Below are 19,194 nucleotides of genomic sequence, written 5' to 3'. Positions count from 1 at the left end.
CTTAGCGTGTTTCACGGTCGCGCGAGCGGGCGGAATCGCGTGAACGGGCATCGATGGGTGGCAGGCTGGAGGTGGGCGCGGGCACCGTGGACGACGAAGCCGAGCCGGGAGGAATCAGCGGGGTGTCGCCCGAAACGGCGGCATCGCCCTGGGCCGTCATCTGCATGATCTTGTCCAGCGGCAGGTACAGCAGGTTGCTGCCCTGGCGCGATTCGACCAGCACCTTGGTGACGTTGGTGTACACCTGCTGCATGGCATCGGTGTACATGCGGTCGCGCGTGACCTGGGGCGCCTTCTGGTATTCGGCCAGCACGGAACGAAAGCGCTGCGCGTCACCCTGGGCCTGCGCCACGATCTTGGCCTTGTAGGCCTCGGACTCTTCCTTCAGGCGCGAGGCGGAGCCGACCGCGCGCGGGATCACGTTGTTGGCATAGGCCTGGGCCTCGTTCTTGGCGCGCTCGCGCTCCTGGCCGGCCCTGAGCACGTCGTCGAAGGCCGACTGCACCTGCTCGGGCGGGCGCACGCCGCTTTGCTGCAGGTTGATGCCGACCACTTCCACGCCGACCTTGTAGCGGTCCAGGATGGTCTGCATCAGGGTACGCACGCGCGGCCCGATCTGGTCGCGCTCTTCAGCGAGCGCGGAATCCATCTTCATCTTGCCGACCACTTCGCGCACAGCGGTCTCGGCGGCCTGCACCACCGCGGCGGCCGGGTCCTTGCTTTCAAACAGGTAGGCGCGCGCGTCATTGAGACGGTACTGCACGGCGAACTTGATCTCGACGATGTTTTCGTCCTCGGTCAGCATGGCCGAGTCGCGCAGGCCGGTGGCCTTGATGATGACGTCGCGGCCGACATCCACGGAGCGGATCTGCGTGACGACGACGATCTCGTGGCGCTGGACGGGATAAGGCAGGCGCCAGTTAAAACCCGCGCCCACGGTGGAGTGGTATTTGCCGAACTGGGTGATGACGGCCTGCTGGCCTTCCTGGACGATAAAAAAGCCGGTGCCCAGCCAGATCAGCACGGCGACGCTGGCGATCAGGCCGACGCCTATGCCGGCGCTTTTCATGTCGGGCTGGAAGCCGCCGTTGTTTCCGCCGCCGCCATTGCCGCGGCCGAAACCGCCGCGGTTGGGGTTGTTGTTTTTGCCGCCGCCGAAAAGCCCGCCGAGTTTGCGGTTGAAGTCGCGCCAGAGTTCGTCAAGGTCGGGCGGGCCCTGGTTGGGACCCTGCCCTTGCGGACGGTTGGGCGGACGCTGCGGCTGCTTGTCGTCCCGAGGCGCCTCCGGCTTGCTGTCGTCGGACGAGGCTTTGTCGTCGTCCCGGCCCCAGCGCGGATCATTGAGGTTGAACATGCCTTGGGCGCGTTGCCTGAGCCGGCCCGGCAAGGTCGTCAAAGTCTGCAGCACGGGGTTCAGATTCATGGGATCAAACTCACTTTTTTTCATTACACCGACATTGTGCCTAATGAATTCGCCATATCAGACAAGGTCCTCGGCGGCCAGGGGGATTTCCTCGGCCGGCGGGTTGGCCGCGCAGGCAGCCAGCAAGGCACGCAAAAGCGGCAGGCCCTCGCCTGTCCGGGCGCTCACAAACACCCGTTCAGCGCTGCGGCTGGAACCCTCAAACGCATCCCTGAGCTCGAACATGTCCTGCAGTTGCAGGGGCAAGCTGTCCTTTTCAATGGCGTCCAGCTTGTTGAAGACAAGTATTTGCGGCACGTCGGCCGCACCTATCTCTGAAAGCACGCGCTGCACCTGCTCGATCTGTTCAAGGTAGTCGGGATTGGCGCCGTCCACCACATGCAGCAGCAAATCGGCGTCGGCGGCTTCCTGCAGGGTGGCCGCGAAGGCGTCTATCAGGCCGTGCGGCAGGTCGCGGATAAAACCCACGGTATCCGACAGCGAGACCGAGCGCCCGGCGTCGCCCAGGTAGAGCTGGCGCGTGGTGGTGTCCAGCGTGGCGAACAGCTGGTCGGCGGCATAGGCGCGCGCCTTGACCAGCGCATTGAAGAGCGTGGACTTGCCGGCGTTGGTATAGCCCACCAGGGAGATGGTGAAGGAATTGCGGCGCTCGCGCTGCTTGCGCTGGGTTTGCCGCTGCTTTTTGACCTTGGCCAGGCGCTCCTTGGTGCGCTTGATGGCGTCGCCGATCATGCGTTTGTCGAGCTCGATCTGCTTTTCGCCGGGGCCGCCGCGCACGCCGGCGCCGCCGGTTTGCCGCTCCAGGTGGGACCAGCGGCGCACCAGGCGCGTGGACATGTATTGCAGCCGGGCCAGCTCGACCTGCAGCTTGCCCTCGTGGCTGCGCGCCCGCTGGGCGAAGATTTCCAGGATCAGCAGGGTCCGGTCGTTGACCGGCATATCGAGGTGGCGTTCAAGGTTGCGCTGCTGGGCCGGGCTCAGGGACTGGTCGAACAGCACTTCGGTGGCGCCGGTGTCCAGCGCCAGCAGCTTGATTTCGTCGGCCTTGCCGCTGCCGATAAAAAGCGCGGCGTCGGGCGCCTTGCGCCTGCAGGTGACGCGCGCAACCGGTTGCAGGCCCGCTGTTTGCGCGAGCAAACCCAGTTCCTGCAGATCAGCATCAAAGTTCGGGAAACCGAGGTCCACCCCCACGAGAAGCACAAGGGGTTTCGGTTTCACCGGAGCATCGGACGAACTCAGCTGGCGGGGCTTTCTTCAGACTCGCTGGTCGCGAAATTCACCGCGCGGCCGGGAACGATGGTGGAAATCGCATGCTTGTAGACCATTTGGGTCACGGTGTTGCGAAGCAGAACCACATATTGATCGAAAGACTCGATCTGGCCCTGCAATTTGATCCCGTTGACGAGATAGATGGAGACAGGAACATGCTCGCGACGCAAGGTGTTGAGAAATGGGTCCTGCAAGAGCTGGCCTTTGTTATTGCTCACGATATTTTCCGTGTTCAAAAGTTAATAGAACCTGACCTTACCACAGCGCTAGCGCCGGGTCATGTAGTCCTAGGCCGATTCCTTGTCCTTAAAGGGGTTGTGCGAACTTTTCATCTGGATGCGCAAGGGGGTGCCGACCAGGTCGAACTCCTTGCGAAAACGCCCTTCCAGGTAGCGTTTATAGGACTCGGTGACATGTTCCAGCGAGTTGCCGTGAATGATGATGATGGGCGGGTTCATGCCGCCCTGGTGGGCGTAGCGCAGCTTGGGGCGGAACACACCGGAACGCTGGGGCTGCTGGAACTGCACCGCCTCGAGCAGCAGCCGTGTCAGCACCGGGGTGGACATCTTGCGGTTGGCCGAAGCATGGGCCTGCACGATGGACTTCCAGACCGGGCCCAGGCCCTGGCGCTTGATGGCCGAAATCGCGTGGATGGAGGCGAACTTCAGAAAACCCAGCCGGGTTTCGATGGAGCGCTCCAGCAGCTCGCGCTGGTAGGAGTCCACCGCATCCGACTTGTTGACGGCCACCACCACGGAGCGGCCGCTTTCCAGGATGTAGCCGGCGATGTGGGCATCCTGGTCGGTCACGCCCTGGGTGGCGTCCAGCAGCAACAGCACCACATTGGCGTTTTCAATGGCCTGCAGGGTCTTGACGACGGAAAACTTCTCAATCGCCTCAAAAACCTTGCCTTTGCGGCGCAGCCCGGCGGTGTCTATGAGCTCGTACTTCTGCCCTGCCCGCTCAAACGGCACCGAAATGGTGTCGCGGGTGGTGCCGGGCAGGTCAAAGGCCACCAGGCGTTCTTCGCCCAGCCAGGTGTTGATCAGCGTGGATTTCCCCACATTGGGGCGTCCCGCCACGGCCAGGCGGATGACGGAGGGATCCTGCGGCTCAGGCTCTTCTTCCGGGTCGGGCAGGTTGAGCGGCGCCAGCGCCGTGTCGACCAGCGTACGCATGCCCTGGCCGTGCGAGGCGGAAACCGGCAGCACCTCGCCTAGGCCCAGCTCGAAGAACTCGGACAGCTGCACGCCTTCGGTCATGCCTTCGGCTTTGTTGGCCGTCAGCACCGTGGGCTTGCCCAGCTTGCGCAGGTATTTGGCGATGTCGTGGTCCTGCGCGTTGAGTCCGGCGCGGGCATCGACCACAAAAACCACCACATCGGCCTCGGCGACCGCCTGCCGCGTCTGCTTGGCCATTTCCTTGTAGATACCGGAGGCGGCGTCGGGTTCAAAGCCGCCGGTGTCGATCACGATGTACTCGTGAGGCCCCAGCTTGCCGTTACCGTAATGACGATCCCGCGTCAGGCCGGCAAAGTCGGCCACGATCGCATCCCGCGTCTTGGTCAGCCGGTTGAAAAGCGTCGACTTGCCCACATTGGGGCGGCCGACTAGCGCAATGACAGGTTTCATCAATCAGTTTCAGGCGGGGCCGCACGGCCCCTTATTGGGGCTGGAAGCCGTAAACGCCGCCGCCCTGGGTCACGGCAATCAGCGTATTGCCCACCAGCACGGGGGTGGCGGCGATGGCTGTGCCGTCGGTGGGCAGGCGGTTGAGCAGGGAGCCGTCTTCACGCGACAGCAGATGCAGGTAACCGGTGAAGTCGCCGATGGCGATGGAACGCCCCACCACCAGCGGCGCGGTCAGGCCGCGGTAACGCAGGCGGTCCGTGGTCCAGGCGCGCTCGCCGTCGGTGCGGCGCCAGGCAATTACGTTGCCGTCGGCTTCGGTGCCGAACACAAAGCGGTCGTCGCCGTCCAGGCCCTGCACGCCATTGGCGGGCTTGGTCCAGAGCAGGTTGCCGCGCGCGGCATTGACGCAGCCGACGCTGGCCTGGAAGGCGCGCGCGCAGACAACGTCACCCTGCCGGCTGACGTGCCCGACCAGGTCGACCAGGCGCTCCACGTCATTGATGCCGCGCGGCGTCGCGATCGGGGCTTCCCAGCGGATGCTGCCGGTGGAAGGATTCAGGCCCGCCAGGCGGCCAGCCAGGCCCACCACCAAGGTGTCGCCGACGGCCAGCATCACACCGGACTGGCGCAGGATGAGGGGCTCATTGGGGCGCTGCTGGGCCCAGAGCTTGCGCCCGGTCTGCCCGTCAAAGGCGCTGACCGAGCGGTCCGCCGCCAGCACAAACACGCGCGCACCGGCCACAAAAGGCGCGGTGAAGGCCTGGGCGCCCAGCTTCTGGCGCCACATTTCACGGCCGTCCTGCAGGGCGACGATTTCATTGGCCTTGGTGACCACGGCCACGACCTTGCCGTCGTTGCCGGCACCCGCCGCCAGCGGCGTGTTGAGCGCAAGGCGCCACACGTCACGGCCGGTCTGGGCGTCGATCAGGGCGACGGTGCCGTCACCGCTGGCCACCGCCACGCTGTTGCCGGCAACGCCGGTATCCAGCGGGAAATTCACCTGCCCGACGCGCGTGGTCCAGGTCTGGCGGGCCGACACCAGGGCCGTTACCGGCTGGAGTTCTGCGGGCTGCGGCTTGGCGGGGCCGCTGCCGAACATCGAGCAGCCACCCACGGCGGCGGCCAGCAGGATGAGGGCCGGCACTCGCACGGCATGGGCCAGGGGCCTGAAAGACGGACGGATCATTTCTTCACCTCGGTAGTCGATGCTGCGGTTGCGGATTTGGCCTGTGCGGCCGGGTCTACACCCAGCGCATTGAGTTTGACTTCGACGAGACGGCGGTATTCGGCGCGCTCGTCGAGCTCCTTGTAGGCCTTCTCATACTCCGCCTTGGCTTCGGCCTTTTTGCCCTGGGCGGCGAAGATGTCGCCGCGGCGGTCGGCGGCCAGCGCCGTGAAACCCTTGGGGAAGCTGCCCGAAACCTGCTGGAGCGCCTCGTCGTAGGCCTTCTTCTCAAGCAGCAGGCCCGCCAGGCGCAGGCGCGCAATGGCCTGGTAGCCTTCGTCGGAGGCTTTTTCAGCCACCCAGTTCAGGGCGGCACGCGAAGCGTCGACATTGCCCTTGTCGTAGTACGCCCGGGCAGCCAGCAGGCCGGCCTGCTGGGCATAGGCGGTTCCGCTGAAACGCTCTTTCATGTCGGCCAGGGAACGGTCAATCCGGGCGACATCGCCCGACTGCACGGAACGCTCGACCTCTTCATACATGACCGCGGCCTGCGCCGCCTTGTTGCGCTGCCAGTACTGGTAGCCGTTCCAGGCCGCGAAGGCGCCCAACACGACAATCAGCGCCCAGGTGATCATGTCACCGTACTGTTTCCAGAAGTGCTTGAGCTCGTCAAGCTGTTCCTGTTCTTCCAAATCGAGGTGTTTTGCCATAAAAGTCTTCTTGTTCTGCCCGGTGACGGCGCGGATTGAGTTGGGGTGATTGTAGAGGCCAGCGAGAGGCGCCCCGCCGGGCGCGGCAGGCCGGTTCAGCCGCGCAGGGTGTGGGCCCAGGCCGCCACATCGTCCAGCTGCTGGAGCGCCTGGGCCTGCAGAGCCTGGTCTTTTTCGCCGCGCAGGTGCTTGACGGCGACCCGGCCCTGGGCCAGTTCGTCGTCGCCGAAAATCAGCGCATAACGCGCGCCGCTGCCGTCGGCTTTCTTGAACTGGGATTTCATGCTGCCCATGCCCTCGGCCGTGCCGCCGTGCATCTGCACCTTGATGCCGGCGCCGCGCAGGGCCTCGCAGGCCGCCATGGCGGCGGGCAAGGCCAGTGCCGACGGCAGGATGGCGTAGGCGTCGGGCGCGTTGTCGGGCGGCAGCACGCCGACCGCCTCCAGCAGCAGCAGCATGCGCTCCACGCCCATGCCCCAGCCGACTGCCGGCGTGGGCTTGCCGCCCAGCTGCTCGAACAGGCCGTCGTAGCGCCCGCCGCCGCAGACCGTGCCCTGCGAGCCGAGCTTGTCGGTGATCCACTCGAACACGGTGAGGTTGTAGTAGTCCATACCGCGTACCAGGCGCGGGTTGATGCGGTAGGCCAGCCCTGCAGCGTCGAGCACCGCGCGCACTGCGTTCAGGTGGGCTAGCGAGGCTTCGCCGAGGAAGTCCATCAGCTGCGGCGCCGCTTCGACGATGGCCTGCATGGCGGGATTCTTGGTGTCCAGGATGCGCAGCGGATTGCTGTGCAGCCGGCGCCTGGCGTCTTCGTCGAGCACGTCGGCATGCGCCTCGAAGTGCGCAATCAGCGCGGCGCGATGCGCCATGCGCTCGGCCGGCTGGCCCAGGCTGTTGAGCTCAAGCCGCACGTGCTCCATGGGAATGCCCAGGTCGCGCAGCAGCGCCCGGCACATCAGGATCTGCTCGGCGTCCACATCGGGCCCGGCAAAGCCCAGGGCCTCGACGTCGATCTGGTGGAACTGGCGATAGCGCCCCTTTTGCGGCCTTTCGTGGCGGAACAGCGGCACCGCCGACCAGACCCGCATGGGCCCGTTGTACAGCGCGTTGTGCTCGACCATGGCGCGCACGATGCCGGCCGTGGCCTCGGGGCGCAGCGTGAGCCTGTCGCCGTTCATCGAGTCCACGAAGGAATACATCTCCTTTTCGACGATGTCGGTGACCTCGCCGAGGCCGCGCACAAACAGCGCCGTCGGCTCGACGATGGGAGTGCGCACATTGGCGTAGGCATAACGCGCCATCAGCGCGCGCACCTTGGCCTCGAACCATTCCCAGCGCGCTGATTCGGGCGGCAGGATGTCGTTCATGCCTTTGACGGCCAGTAGTTTTTCCGTCTTCGCCAAAGCGGGCTTCTCCGCCGCGGCGGCAACTGTTTTTTCAGCCATGGGTGTCAGACAGCTTCAGCGACGGCGTGCGTGCCAAAGCGTTTTTCAATGTAGTTTTCAACGATGACCTGGAACTCCTGCGCGATGTTGTCGCCGCGCAGGGTCAGCTTTTTCTCGCCGTCGATGAACACCGGCGCGGCCGGTGCTTCGCCGGAGCCCGGCAGGCTGATGCCGATGTCGGCATGCTTGCTCTCGCCCGGGCCGTTGACGATGCAGCCCATCACCGCGACCTTGAGCCCTTCGACGCCGGGGTATTGCTCGCGCCAGACGGGCATCTGGGCGCGCAGGAAGTCGTCGATCTGCTTGGCCAGTTCCTGGAAGGTGGTGCTGGTGGTGCGGCCGCATCCGGGGCAGGCCGTCACGCTGGGGACAAAAGTACGCAGGCCCAGCGCCTGGAGGATCTCGGAAGCGATCACCACTTCCTGGGTGCGGGCCTCGCCCGGCTGCGGGGTCAGGGAGACGCGTATGGTGTCGCCCACGCCCTCCTGCAGCAGAACCGACAGCGCCGTGGCCGAGGCCACCGTGCCCTTGGTGCCCATGCCCGCTTCGGTCAGGCCCAGGTGGAGCGCGTGGTCCGTGCGCCGGGCCAGTTCGCGGTAGACCGAGATCAGGTCCTGCACGCCGCTGACCTTGCAGGACAGGATGATCTGGCTGCGCGGCATGCCCATTTCCTCGGCGCGCTGGGCCGATTCCACCGCGGAGGTGATCAAGGCCTCGTACATCACCTGCTTCGCATCCCAGGGCACCGCGCGCGCGCTGTTTTCGTCCATCAGGCTGGCCAGCAATTCCTGGTCCAGGCTGCCCCAGTTCACGCCTATGCGCACGACCTTGTTCCAGCGCATGGCGACTTCTATCATCTGGCCGAACTGGCGGTCGCGCTTGTCGCCTTTGCCGACATTGCCGGGGTTGATGCGGTATTTGGACAAGGCCTGGGCGCAGTCCGGATAGTCGGTGAGCAGGCGGTGGCCGTTGTAATGGAAGTCGCCGATCAGGGGCACGTCTATGCCCATGCGATCGAGCTGCTCGCGCACATAAGGCACGGCCTGGGCAGCTTCGGGCGTGTTGACGGTGATGCGGACCATCTCGGAGCCCGCCAGGGCGAGCTCCTTGACCTGGATCGCGGTGCCTATGGCGTCCACCGTGTCGGTGTTGGTCATGGACTGCACGCGCACCGGCGCGTCGCCGCCCACGGTGACGATGCGCGAACCCCAGGCGACCTGCGCCTGGAGGGAGCGCCGCGCCTTGGGAAAGGCGGACTCAATGGGAAGGCTGGCCTGCGGCACTATTTCACCTCGAAGCGGGCAACGTTATCCCTGGCGACGGCATTCAGGTCGAAGGCCTTTCCGCGCACCTGGACCTGCGTCAGATCGGCCTTTCCGACCACGGCGGCCAGCGGCAATACACCGGATGCGCCGGCGACCTCGCCGGCCGTCAGTGTGCGGCGCAGCACGACCGTGCCCCTGGCATCGGTCACCTCCACCCAGGATTCGCCCTTGGCGCTGAAGGTCACAATGCCCGCTGGCATGGGCTGCGAGGCGGCGGCGACGGGAGCCGGAGCGGCTGGCGCTGCCGGAGCCACAGGCGCCGCCGAAGCCGCAGGGGCGGCGGCAGGCGCGGAAACGCTGGCGGCTGGTGGCGCGGGATTGACCACCGCCGGGGGAAGTGCCGCGATGGACAAAGAAGCCGCCGGCGCAGCGGTGCCGGCAGCGGCATCGGACGCATTGGAGGGCTCGGCCGGGGCGGCGGGCTTGGCAAGGCCGGAGCCGGCAATGGCCACAGGCAAGGGCTTGCCCGCGTCAGCACTGCCCGGCGACAGGGTCGCGTCGGCGGTTTCGGCTTTGCCGTTGCTGCCGTCCTGCTTGACGGCCGGCAGGAAAATCAGGACCAGGGCCGCCAGCAGCAGGAGCAGGCCCGCCAGAACGGCCGGCCTGGAAACCTGGGTCCAGATCGAAGGCCCGGGGCCTTCACCCGGCGAGCGGAACGGGGCATTGATGCTCGTTCCCTGGTAGATCAGCTTGGGTGCGCTGGTCTGGGGCAGAAGGCCCAGCACCGGGGCTGCGTCGAGTTTGAGGGTACGGCACACGCTGGAGGCCAGTGCCCGCACAAAAACCGCATCGGGCAAAAGGTCGAAGCGGTCCTGTTCGAGCGCCTCGAGTTTCTTCACGGGAACCTTGAGCGACACCGCAAGCGCGGCAATGTGTATGCCCGCAGTCTCCCTGGCCTCGCGCAGCAGGCTACCCGCCGTCGCACCGGGAGCCGGCATGCCGCTGTGGCTGAAGCCGGAGGGCGCCGCTTCGTTGCTCGAAGGCCCCAGGGGTACCGGGTCAAGCTCACTCATTGAAAGCGCCCTTCTCGTAGGCCGCCGCTTCGCGGGACTGCGCAAAACGTTTTTTCAGCTGGTCGCCCAGCTGCAGCACTGCGCTCCGGTTGTTCAGCTTTTGTTCGGTCCTGATGCCCAGCCACAGGCTTTCGGCGTTGGCCAGGTCGCTGTTGTTGATCCGGCGAATGTAGAACTGGGCGCGGGTCAGTTCACCGCGCTCATACAAAAGATGGGCCAGGTTGTAGCCGGTGACGGGATTGCCCGCGTCCAGCTCGTAGGACTGCATGAGGCTTTGCTCGGCTTCGGCGCGCTGCCCCGCGCGAACCTGGCAGACCCCTTGCGTCATCAGCGTCTTGGCCCGGCCCCCGTAGTTGGGATTGGAGGACGCCTGGCCGAACATGCGCAGGGCATCGTTGTAGCGCCCTTGCTGGCACATCAGCCAGCCGTAGTTGTGCGCCGCGTCCGCATCGCGCGCATTCAGCGCGAGTGCTCGGCGAAAGCTGTCCTCGGCCATGGGCATGTCATTGAGGCGCATGTACACCAGGCCGCGCAGGTTATAGGCATCCCCGAAACTCGGGTCGGCCTGCAGCGATTGTTTGATTTCATCGAGCGCCACATTGGTCTGGCCCTGCTCGAAATAGCCTGAGGCCAGTTCAAGCCTGAGCCGCGCGCGCCGGCGGCCGTCGGGCTCGTCCGATTCGGTAACGATGTCGCTACGGCTGCTGGAAGCCCCGGCCGCACCGGCAGCGCCCTGCTGGTTGGCGCATCCCGCCAGCATCAAGACCAGCGCACACGCCGGCAACCAGATCACATTGGAGAAAAACCTCATACACCCATCCCCTTGGCCACAACGACTTTAATTCCCCCGAGCATACCTTGCCGCTGGGCGGCCATGCGCTGTTCCACACCCGTGCGGTCCTGCACGTCGCCCGCGAGTTGCCCGCAAGCCGCATCGATATCGTCTCCCCGGGTTTTGCGCACCGTGGTCACAATGCCCGCGTCCATCAGGATTTTCGCAAATGCGGCAACCTGCGGCATGTCGGAACGCTTCAGGCCCGAGGCCGGAAAGGGGTTGAAGGGAATCAGGTTGAATTTGCAGGACAGGCCGCGCGCCGCGTGCGCCTGGACCAACGCCACCAGCTGGCGCGCATGCGCGGGCTGGTCGTTCACGCCGTCCAGCATGCAGTATTCAAAGGTGATGAAGTCCCGGGGGGCCGAGGCCTGGTAGCGGGTGCAGGCCTCCAGCAACTCCGCGATGGGGTACTTTTTATTCAACGGCACGAGGTTGTCGCGCAGCGCGTCTTCGGGCGCATGCAGCGAGACGGCCAGGGCCACCGGGCAGTCGCCCGCAAGGCGGTCAATCATGGGCACCACGCCGGAGGTGGACACCGTCACGCGGCGCCGCGACAGGCCGTAGCCGTGGTCGTCCAGCATGACCTTGAGGGCCGGAACCAGTTGTCCGTAATTTTGCAGCGGCTCGCCCATGCCCATCATGACCACATTGGAGATCACGCGCTCTTCGCGGCCCAGGTGCTGGCGCAGGAAGTGCTCGGCAAACCACAGCTGGGAGATGATTTCCCCGGTGGTCAGGTTGCGGCTGAAGCCCTGGTGGCCCGTTGAGCAGAAACGGCAGCCCACAGCGCAGCCGGCCTGTGAGGAAATGCACAGGGTGCCGCGGTCGGTTTCCGGGATGAAAACGGTTTCAATGACATCGCCTGCGCCGACGTCAAACAGCCATTTGACGGTGCCGTCGGCGGAATCGTGGCGGGAGACCACTTTGGGTCCCTGGATATGGGCCGAACCGGTGAGCTTTTCGCGCAGGGACTTCGCAAGGTCCGTCATCTGCGTGAAATCGGTCGCCCCTTTTTGATGGATCCAGCGAAAAAGCTGGGTGGCGCGAAAGCGTTTTTCACCGAGCCGCTCGCAAAAGGCGGCCAAACCATCGAGATCGAAGTCAAGGAGGTTGGCCGTCATCGCAGCAAGCAAGCGGCTGAACCGCCCCAGGCAAGCGACAGCCCCGGCAAAGGGTAGCGAAGCATGGGGTCGGACATGGGTTTAACGCGAGTAGACGTTCATGCCGGGGAAAAAGAAGGCGATTTCCACCTTGGCGGTTTCCGCGGCGTCGGAGCCGTGCACGGCATTGGCATCAATGCTGTCAGCGAAGTCGGCGCGAATGGTGCCGGGAGCGGCCTTCTTCGGGTCGGTGGCGCCCATCAGGTCGCGGTTCTTCAGGATGGCGCCCTCGCCTTCCAGCGCCTGGATCATGACCGGGCCGGAAATCATGAAGGACACCAGGTCCTTGAAGAAGGGACGCTCTTTGTGCACGGCGTAGAAAGCCTCGGCTTCGCCTTGCGACAGGTGGGCCATGCGGGCTGCCACAACCTTCAGGCCGGCGGCTTCAAAACGCGCGTAGATCTGGCCGATCACGTTTTTGGCCACTGCGTCGGGTTTGATGATGGAGAGGGTGCGTTCGATAGCCATGAAAGTTCCTTAACTGAGATTTTTTGGATTTTTAAATTATTCAAAAATTGAATAAAGCCCATGATTTTAACCTGCGGGCTTTCTACCGCAGATCAACCCTGTGATTCAAAGTGCTTCTGCGGTGCTCAGCGGTTTCCGCCACGGTTTCCACCGCCGCGATTGCCGCCACCCCGGTTTCCGCCCCCGCCCCCTCGGCGCTGGCCGCCGGCATTGCCGCCGCCGCCCATGCCAGAGCCGCCGCGGCGCTGCTGGCCTTGACCCTGGCGTTGCCGCGTAAAGGTGTCCGCGCCTATATAGCCGAACGAGGTTTTCATGGGATCAGGCTGGGCGCCGCCGGGAAGCTTGTCGCCGCGGTCACCGCGGTCGTCACGCCGTTTTTGCCCCTGCATGCCATTGCCGGGGGGCGGCCCGTTGCGGGGGCCGGGACCGGCATTGCCGCCCTGGCCGCGGCCTTTTCCGCCACGGCGCCGGTTACCGCGAGGCGCGGAATCGTTTCGCGGTAGCGGCGGCTGCGAGTCGTCGGGCTCCTGGTCGGCACCGCCCTGCGCGGCGGCCCCGGAAGAAAGCTCCGCCGGTGGCGACGCAAAGCGGTCGCGCCCGCCGCGCGGCCGCTCGTTCCTGCGCGGGCCCCGCCCCTGGCGCGGCTCGCCGCCTTCGCCGCCCGGCGCGCCCGCCTGGGGGCCCGCAGTGGCTGCACGCGGATCGGCGCGGGACTCGGAACGCGCCACGGCATTGGTCAGGGCCCAGATGTCGCGCTCGTCCAGCTCAACAAACGCACCGCGCTTGAGGCCGCGCGGCAGCACCATGGCCCCGTAACGGATGCGGATCAGGCGGCTCACGGCGTGGCCGACCGCCTCAAACATGCGCCGCACTTCGCGGTTGCGCCCTTCGGAAATCGTGACCCGGTACCAGCAGTTGGCGCCTTCGCCACCGCCAGCCTCGATGGAGCCGAACTGGGCGACGCCGTCGTCCAGCGTCACGCCGTCGAGCAGGCGGTTTTTCTCTTCGTTGTTCAGGGCGCCCAGCACGCGGACCGCGTACTCGCGCTCCAGGCCGAAGCGCGGGTGCATCAGCTTGTTGGCGAGCTCGCCGGAGCTGGTCAGCAGCAGCAGGCCTTCGGTATTCAAGTCAAGCCGCCCCACCGACTGCCATTTACCCTGGAACAGCTTGGGCAGGCGCCGGAAAACCGTTGGGCGATTCTGCGGGTCGTCGTGCGTGACGACTTCGCCCGTGGGCTTGTGATAGGCGATCACGCGCGGCGGAGGCGGGTCTATGCGCACGCGGATGGGCTTGCCGTTGACTTTCACGGTGTCGCCGAACTGGATGCGTTGGCCGATGTGGGCCGGCTCGGCATTGACGGAAATCCGCCCTTCCAGAATCAGCTGCTCCATCTCCAGGCGCGAACCCAGGCCGGCCTGCGCCAGCACCTTGTGCAGCTTGGGGGTTTCGGGCTGCGGTGACAACACGCGCTTGGGCGGTGCGAGGGCGACGTCCTCCTCGTCGGCGTCAAACTGCCCCGTCACCACGTCTTCAAAGCGTATCGCGCCGGCGGCGGGAGCAGGGGCGGCGTTGCGTCCCCTGGCAGGCCGCGCGGGCGGCGGCGCATCGGTTTGCGCCGGCGTGATCAGCTCGGGAGCCTCCTGCGCGGGCTGCTCCTGGGGCAGCGTCTTGGCCTGGTCTTCACCAGTGGGCACGTCCACGGGTTGCGAGACGGGAGGATCTTGTTGGGTCATTTTTTACATTCGTACGGGGAAATCGACGTCATCCTGCCCGGAAGCCTCAGCATCACCGTCACCGGGAGCCTGGGTCTGCGAGGCCTCGGCCGCCGCTTCCACGGGTTCGGGCACTTCAATGTCAGCCGCCTCGGCGTCGCCGGCCGGTTCATGGGCTTCGCTCACAGCGTCCGGTTCCGGGGATTCGCTCACGTCGGCTGGGTCCTCCACAAAGGCGGGATCCTGCGCCTGCGCGGCAAGCTCCAGGCCTTCCAGCTGCGCCTCGCCGTCCGCGCCCCCGGCCATTCCAAATTCGATCTGCTCGAGCATCGCGGCCGGCGTTGCGCCGCTGCTTTCCATGACGGGAAGCTGGTCCAGCGACTCGACGCCCAGGTCGTCCAGGAATTGCCGGGTGGTCGCGTACAGCGCGGGCCGCCCGACGGTCTCGCGGTGGCCTATGACCTCGACCCAGCCGCGGTCCTCCAGCTGCTTGAGAATCATGCTGTTGATCGTCACGCCGCGAATGTCTTCCATGTCGCCGCGCGTTACGGGCTGGCGGTAGGCGATGATGGCCAGCGTTTCCAGCGTCGCACGGCTGTAGCGAGGCGGTTTTTCCGGGTGCAGCCGGTCCAGGTACTCGCGCATCTGGGGCCGGCTTTGGAAGCGCCAGCCGGTCGCGACGTGCACCAGTTCCACGCCGCGGCCCGACCAGTCATTCTGCAATTCTTCAAGTACCAGCTTGAGGCTGTCGGCAGTCAGTACCCCGTTGAACAGCACACCCATTTCACGCAGTGGCAGCGGTTGCTGCGCGCAAATAAGTGCTGTTTCGAGGACGCGCTTTGCATCCGTCGTATTCATGATTGTGGTCGTTCCGAAAAAGGGCGGAAAAAAAGGCCGGGAAAACGTGGGTTCGGCGCTTGTTCGCGCATGCATCCATGCGCAATCTCCTGGTCAGGAGCCATGGTGCAGGTAGCTGGAGACTACTGAATTTGATTGTATATCAGGCCCAAACCGGCAATGGCGGCCTGAAGGTCGGCGGGCGGCTCGGCCCGGAATTCCATGGCCCTGCCTGTGACGGGGTGGCTGAAGGCCAGGCGCCAGGCATGAAGGCCCTGGCGGCCCAGGCCCGCGGCGGGTGTCCCGCCATAGAGTTCGTCGGACACCAGCGGATGGCCCAGAAGCGCCATGTGGACCCGGATCTGGTGGGTGCGCCCCGTATGCAGCTTGCACTTGACCAGGCAGTGCTTGCCGGCGTTTTGCAGCAGCGACACCACCGTGGAAGCCGTCTTGCCGGCGTTTTTCTCCAGGTCCACCACCGCCATGCGCAGCCGGTTGCGCGGGTCACGGCCTATGGGGGCGTCAACCTGGCGGGTCTTTGCGCCCTGCCAGGCACCGTGGGCCAGGGCCACGTACTCCCGGCTTACCTCGCGGGCGGCGATCAGGCCGACCAGCTGGTCCATCACCGTTCGCTGGCGGGCGACCACCATCAGGCCGCTGGTGTCCTTGTCGAGGCGGTGGACGATGCCGGCGCGCGGCAGGAACACGGCCTGGGGGTCATGCGCCAGCAGGCCGTTGAGCAGGGTTCCGCTCCAGTTGCCCGGTGCGGGGTGCACCACCAGCCCTGCCGGTTTGTTGACCACCATCAGGTAAGCGTCTTCAAACACGATGTCCAGCGCCATGGCCTCGGGCTTGAAAGCCTGGCTTTGCGGCGTGGGGCGCAATTCGATCAGGAGCGCATCCCCGGCCTTGACCTTGGCCGAAGCCTTGGTCGCCGGCGCACCGGCCAGCTTCACCATGCCGCCTTCGATCAATTGCTGGAGATAAGTGCGCGAGAACTCGGGCACAATGGCGGCCAAAGCGCGGTCAAGCCGGCTGCCGTGACTCTCCGCGGGCACCGTCACCTGCCGCAACTCCATCTCGGCTGCTGTATCCCCCTCCTCCTGGGCCTCGTCCGGGACGCTTTCGGGCGCAGCAGCGGCCGATATAATCAATTTGCTTTGTTCTGAATCAGTCATCAAGAAGGTCGATTGCAATGTTTTCCACCAAATTATCGGTCGTTCCCAATGCAATGCCGCTTCTTGCAGCCGTTTGCGCACTGTCCTTTGTGATCGGCGGCTGCTCCAGCACACCAGCCGCCGACAAGACGGCCACCTGGAGCCCCAACAAGATCTACGCCGAAGCCAAGGATGAAGCGAGCTCGGGTGCCTACGACAAGGCGATTCCCCTGTATGAAAAGCTCGAAGGCCGCGCGGCGGGCACCCCGCTGGCCCAGCAGGCCCAGCTTGAAAAAGCCTATGCCCAGTACAAGGGCAGCGAACAGGCCCAGGCCATCGCGACGCTGGACCGCTTCATGAAGCTGCATCCCGCCAGCCCCGCCTTCGACTATGCGCTTTACCTCAAGGGCCTGGTCAATTTCAACGACAACCTGGGCATTTTCGGTTTTATCTCGCGCCAGGATCTGTCCGAACGCGACCAGAAGGCCGCCAAGGAATCGTTTGAATCATTCCGGGAGCTGGTGACCCGCTTCCCCGAGTCCAAGTACACGCCCGATGCCCGCCTGCGCATGAGCTATATCGTGAACTCGCTGGCGCAATCGGAAGTGCATGTGGCGCGCTACTACTATTCCCGTGGCGCCTATGTGGCCGCCATCAACCGCGCCCAGACCGCGATCGCCGACTACCGCGACGTGCCAGCGCTGGAAGAAGCCGTCTACATCCTCTACAAATCCTATGATGCCCTGGGCATGGCCGAGCTGCGCGACGACACCCGCCGCATCATGGAAAAGAACTATCCGCAGAGCCAGTTCCTCACCAAGGGCTTCAAGGCTGCAGACAATCCCTGGTACAAGTTCTGGTAAGGCTGTCCAGCCTGTCCGTCAGCTCCTGCTCTGACGCCAGGCGCCGCATGGGCGGCAGCGCCCTCAGCAGCCGCTTGCCGTAGCCCATAGATGCCAGGCGGCTGTCGCACACCACCAGCACGCCCTCGTCGGTTTCACGGCGTATCAGCCGGCCGGCGCCCTGCTTGAGCGCCACGGCCGCCTCAGGCAGAAAATAATCATTAAAGGCGCTGCGCCCCTGTGACTCCAGCAGCTTGGAGCGGGCCTCGGCCAGCGGGTCATTGGGCGGCGGAAAAGGCAGCTTGTCGATGATGACCAGTTGCAGCGCGTCGCCCGGCACATCGATACCCTCCCAGAACGAGGCCGAGGCCACCAGCACGCAGCCTTTGCCGCCGTTGGCGTTGCCCTCGCGGAAGCGCTCGATCAGCACGCGCTTGGGCATGGCGCCCTGCACCAGCACCTCCATGTCGGGTGACTCCCGGAAAACATCCCTGAGCGCGTCACCAATGGTGCGCAAGGCCCGCAGCGTGGTGGTCAGCACCATGGTGCGGCCGCCCAGGCGCCGTGACCACCTGACTGCGGATTCGGCCACCTTCACCGTATGGGCGGGATCGCCCGGCTTGGGAAAGGCCGGCGGCACATAGAGCGCCGCCTGGCGTGCATAGTCAAAAGGGCTGCCCACGCGCAAAACCTCGGCCTCCTCCAGCCCGCAAGGCTGGGTGAACCAGCTGAGCTTGTCGTCGTCGCCCAGCGTGGCCGAGGTGAATACCCAGGTTTTTTCGGCGCCGCCGCCCGCGCCCAGCACCTTGCTTTTGACGGCCTTGGAAATGTCCAGAGGCGACTCGACCAGCCGCAGTTGGGTGCCCACGTCGGCCCAGCGCACACAGCCTGGCTCACAGGCATGGACAAAGCGCCGGGCGCGTTCGGCCAGTTCCGCGGCACGTTCATGCAAGCGAACAAAGTCGGGGGCGATTTCACTGACCGTGTCCAGGGCCGCGCAGGCCTGCTCGCAGGAAGCGTGAACGGCCTGCAACGCGGCGTTCCATTCGTCCGCATCCAGGCCTTCAGGGGATTCGTCCACCCACCTGAGCTTGGTTCCGGGGTATTGCTTGCCAGCGCACAGGCGCAGCTCGCGTGCGGCGTGCTCGACGGCGGACACCACCTCCTGCCAATCGACCAGGCCGCGGGCCAGTTGCAGGCCGGTGGCCAGCATGTCCCTGGCGAAATCCAGCAACTGGCCGGTGGTCAGGTTGGTGCCCAGGAACTGCACGCCGGTTTCGTTGAGCTGGTGCGCCTCGTCGAAGATGGCGATGCGCACCGAAGGCAGCAGCTCGGCCACGCCGGATTCACGCACCGCCAAGTCGGCGAAAAAAAGGTGGTGGTTGATTACCACCACGTCGGCCGCCATGGCCTCCCTGCGGGCCAGGTTCACGTGGCAAGCCCGAAAACGCGGGCATGGGGCACCCAGGCAATTTTCGCGCGTGGAGGTCACCAGCGGGATCATGGGGGAGCGCTCATCCAGCCCCGGCAGCTCGGCCAGGTCGCCGGTGCGCGTCACCTTGGACCATTCTTCAATCCTGGCCAGGGCGCGCACGGAAACGCCGTCGGGCAGGTAAGCCTCCTGGCGGGCCATCTCCATGCGATGCAGGCACAGGTAGCTGGCCCGCCCCTTGAGCAGGGCCGTGCTGACGGGAAGCCCCAGCGCCTCGACCAGGCGCGGCAGGTCGCGACCGAACAGCTGGTCCTGCAAGGCCTTGGTCGCGGTCGACAGCAGCACGCGCTCGCCGCTCAGCAGCGCCGGGACCAGGTAGGAAAAAGTTTTACCCACACCGGTGCTGGCTTCGACCACCAGGGGGTAAGCCCCCTCAATGGCGCGTGCCACGGCCAGGGCCATCTCGGTCTGCCCGCTGCGCGGCGTGAAGTGCTCGGCCGCCCGCGACAGCACACCGCCGGGCGCAAAAGCCTCTTCGACTTCAAGCGCAAGCGTCATCAGGCGGGCTCGGGAGGGTCCAGCGACAACTCGAGTTGAGCGATCTGGTCACGCAGCTGCAGGCGCCGTTTTTTAAGGCGCCTGAGCAGCAGTTCGTCGATGGGCATGGTGTGCGCCGCGATGTCCACCAGCGCGTTGAGGTCCGCATGCTCCATCCTGAGTTCAATCAGCTGCCGTTCCGGGGAATGTAAATTTAAGTCCAAGGTTTTTTA

18 protein-coding genes are annotated in these 19,194 nt (G+C 65.4%); 1 reads left to right on the top strand and 17 read right to left on the bottom strand.

The features are described from left to right. Position 1: 1 nt before the first annotated feature. The 15 genes from hflK to BLQ85_RS00190 form a co-directional block, all read right to left on the bottom strand. A complete protein-coding gene (hflK, locus tag BLQ85_RS00260) occupies positions 2 to 1,423 on the bottom strand; it encodes an FtsH protease activity modulator HflK (RefSeq protein WP_074575070.1) in 1,422 nt (473 codons plus the stop codon). A gap of 57 nt (positions 1,424 to 1,480) precedes the next feature. After that, positions 1,481 to 2,614 carry a GTPase HflX gene (gene hflX / locus BLQ85_RS00255; RefSeq protein ID WP_254779688.1) on the bottom strand — a complete coding sequence of 378 codons (1,134 nt, stop codon included), beginning with the start codon at positions 2,612 to 2,614 and terminating at the stop codon, positions 1,481 to 1,483. 44 nt (positions 2,615 to 2,658) lie between these two features. After that, positions 2,659 to 2,928, bottom strand: a complete 270-nt coding sequence (hfq, locus tag BLQ85_RS00250; RefSeq protein WP_074574082.1) for an RNA chaperone Hfq — start codon at positions 2,926 to 2,928, stop codon at positions 2,659 to 2,661. A 51-nt stretch (positions 2,929 to 2,979) separates the two neighbouring features. Further along, positions 2,980 to 4,323 carry a ribosome biogenesis GTPase Der gene (gene der, locus BLQ85_RS00245; protein WP_074574081.1) on the bottom strand — a complete coding sequence of 448 codons (1,344 nt, stop codon included), beginning with the start codon at positions 4,321 to 4,323 and terminating at the stop codon, positions 2,980 to 2,982. A 31-nt stretch (positions 4,324 to 4,354) separates the two neighbouring features. Continuing rightward, positions 4,355 to 5,509, bottom strand: coding sequence for an outer membrane protein assembly factor BamB (bamB, locus tag BLQ85_RS00240; RefSeq protein WP_074574080.1), 1,155 nt, complete (start codon positions 5,507 to 5,509; stop codon positions 4,355 to 4,357). After that, positions 5,506 to 6,198: a YfgM family protein gene (locus BLQ85_RS00235; protein ID WP_074574079.1), complete on the bottom strand. Its 693-nt coding sequence runs from the start codon at positions 6,196 to 6,198 to the stop codon at positions 5,506 to 5,508. Before BLQ85_RS00235 ends, bamB begins: the two co-directional genes overlap by 4 nt. Positions 6,199 to 6,293: 95 nt before the next feature. Continuing rightward, a complete protein-coding gene (gene hisS, locus BLQ85_RS00230; protein WP_074574078.1) occupies positions 6,294 to 7,643 on the bottom strand; it encodes a histidine--tRNA ligase in 1,350 nt (449 codons plus the stop codon). A 5-nt stretch (positions 7,644 to 7,648) separates the two neighbouring features. Next, positions 7,649 to 8,926 (bottom strand): flavodoxin-dependent (E)-4-hydroxy-3-methylbut-2-enyl-diphosphate synthase, encoded by a 1,278-nt coding sequence (ispG, locus tag BLQ85_RS00225; protein ID WP_007871203.1) that lies wholly within the window; start codon positions 8,924 to 8,926, stop codon positions 7,649 to 7,651. Then, positions 8,926 to 9,981: a helix-turn-helix domain-containing protein gene (locus BLQ85_RS00220; protein WP_083336675.1), complete on the bottom strand. Its 1,056-nt coding sequence runs from the start codon at positions 9,979 to 9,981 to the stop codon at positions 8,926 to 8,928. Before BLQ85_RS00220 ends, ispG begins: the two co-directional genes overlap by 1 nt. Next, positions 9,974 to 10,792, bottom strand: a complete 819-nt coding sequence (gene pilW, locus BLQ85_RS00215) for a type IV pilus biogenesis/stability protein PilW (RefSeq protein ID WP_074574077.1) — start codon at positions 10,790 to 10,792, stop codon at positions 9,974 to 9,976. Before pilW ends, BLQ85_RS00220 begins: the two co-directional genes overlap by 8 nt. Beyond that, positions 10,789 to 11,937 (bottom strand): dual-specificity RNA methyltransferase RlmN, encoded by a 1,149-nt coding sequence (rlmN, locus tag BLQ85_RS00210; RefSeq protein ID WP_007871198.1) that lies wholly within the window; start codon positions 11,935 to 11,937, stop codon positions 10,789 to 10,791. Before rlmN ends, pilW begins: the two co-directional genes overlap by 4 nt. Before the next feature lie 81 nt (positions 11,938 to 12,018). After that, the gene (ndk, locus tag BLQ85_RS00205) at positions 12,019 to 12,444 is read right to left on the bottom strand and encodes a nucleoside-diphosphate kinase (protein WP_007871196.1); all 426 of its coding nucleotides are present in this window, start codon (positions 12,442 to 12,444) and stop codon (positions 12,019 to 12,021) included. Positions 12,445 to 12,569: 125 nt separating this feature from the next. Further along, positions 12,570 to 14,177: a pseudouridine synthase gene (locus BLQ85_RS00200; RefSeq protein WP_074574076.1), complete on the bottom strand. Its 1,608-nt coding sequence runs from the start codon at positions 14,175 to 14,177 to the stop codon at positions 12,570 to 12,572. Positions 14,178 to 14,180: 3 nt separating this feature from the next. After that, entirely contained in the window at positions 14,181 to 15,014 is an 834-nt protein-coding gene (scpB, locus tag BLQ85_RS00195; protein WP_074574075.1) for an SMC-Scp complex subunit ScpB, read from the bottom strand. Between the two features lie 122 nt (positions 15,015 to 15,136). After that, a complete protein-coding gene (locus BLQ85_RS00190) occupies positions 15,137 to 16,171 on the bottom strand; it encodes an RluA family pseudouridine synthase (RefSeq protein WP_074574074.1) in 1,035 nt (344 codons plus the stop codon). Between the two features lie 17 nt (positions 16,172 to 16,188). On the opposite strand from BLQ85_RS00190, the gene BLQ85_RS00185 reads away from it, so the two are divergent. Further along, entirely contained in the window at positions 16,189 to 17,013 is an 825-nt protein-coding gene (locus tag BLQ85_RS00185; protein ID WP_074574073.1) for an outer membrane protein assembly factor BamD, read from the top strand. Here BLQ85_RS00185 and BLQ85_RS00180 read toward each other — a convergent pair. Together BLQ85_RS00180 and BLQ85_RS00175 are read right to left on the bottom strand one after the other, a co-directional pair. Continuing rightward, on the bottom strand, positions 16,976 to 18,982 hold the full coding sequence (locus BLQ85_RS00180) for an ATP-dependent DNA helicase (RefSeq protein WP_074574072.1): 2,007 nt from the start codon (positions 18,980 to 18,982) through the stop codon (positions 16,976 to 16,978). The genes BLQ85_RS00185 and BLQ85_RS00180 overlap by 38 nt on opposite strands. After that, the gene (locus tag BLQ85_RS00175) at positions 18,982 to 19,185 is read right to left on the bottom strand and encodes a DUF465 domain-containing protein (protein WP_007871178.1); all 204 of its coding nucleotides are present in this window, start codon (positions 19,183 to 19,185) and stop codon (positions 18,982 to 18,984) included. The genes BLQ85_RS00180 and BLQ85_RS00175 overlap by 1 nt, the downstream gene beginning before the upstream one ends. Positions 19,186 to 19,194 lie beyond the last annotated feature (9 nt).

Origin of the sequence: Polaromonas sp. JS666, from assembly GCF_900103405.1 — a bacterium.
Taxonomy (GTDB): Bacteria; Pseudomonadota; Gammaproteobacteria; order Burkholderiales; family Burkholderiaceae_C; genus Polaromonas.
Note: the sequence above shows the minus strand (reverse complement) of the source record. Positions and strands in the feature narration are given on the sequence as shown.

Coding starts and splice junctions, on each gene's coding strand:
- hisS (WP_074574078.1), bottom strand. CDS start 7,643: ATGGCTGAAAAAACAGTTGCCGCCGCGGCGGAGAAGCCCGCTTTGGCG.
- bamB (WP_074574080.1), bottom strand. CDS start 5,509: ATGATCCGTCCGTCTTTCAGGCCCCTGGCCCATGCCGTGCGAGTGCCG.
- BLQ85_RS00180 (WP_074574072.1), bottom strand. CDS start 18,982: ATGACGCTTGCGCTTGAAGTCGAAGAGGCTTTTGCGCCCGGCGGTGTG.
- BLQ85_RS00190 (WP_074574074.1), bottom strand. CDS start 16,171: ATGACTGATTCAGAACAAAGCAAATTGATTATATCGGCCGCTGCTGCG.
- hflK (WP_074575070.1), bottom strand. CDS start 1,423: ATGAATCTGAACCCCGTGCTGCAGACTTTGACGACCTTGCCGGGCCGG.
- rlmN (WP_007871198.1), bottom strand. CDS start 11,937: ATGACGGCCAACCTCCTTGACTTCGATCTCGATGGTTTGGCCGCCTTT.
- der (WP_074574081.1), bottom strand. CDS start 4,323: ATGAAACCTGTCATTGCGCTAGTCGGCCGCCCCAATGTGGGCAAGTCG.
- ndk (WP_007871196.1), bottom strand. CDS start 12,444: ATGGCTATCGAACGCACCCTCTCCATCATCAAACCCGACGCAGTGGCC.
- scpB (WP_074574075.1), bottom strand. CDS start 15,014: ATGAATACGACGGATGCAAAGCGCGTCCTCGAAACAGCACTTATTTGC.
- BLQ85_RS00200 (WP_074574076.1), bottom strand. CDS start 14,177: ATGACCCAACAAGATCCTCCCGTCTCGCAACCCGTGGACGTGCCCACT.
- BLQ85_RS00220 (WP_083336675.1), bottom strand. CDS start 9,981: ATGAGTGAGCTTGACCCGGTACCCCTGGGGCCTTCGAGCAACGAAGCG.
- BLQ85_RS00185 (WP_074574073.1), top strand. CDS start 16,189: ATGTTTTCCACCAAATTATCGGTCGTTCCCAATGCAATGCCGCTTCTT.
- BLQ85_RS00235 (WP_074574079.1), bottom strand. CDS start 6,198: ATGGCAAAACACCTCGATTTGGAAGAACAGGAACAGCTTGACGAGCTC.
- pilW (WP_074574077.1), bottom strand. CDS start 10,792: ATGAGGTTTTTCTCCAATGTGATCTGGTTGCCGGCGTGTGCGCTGGTC.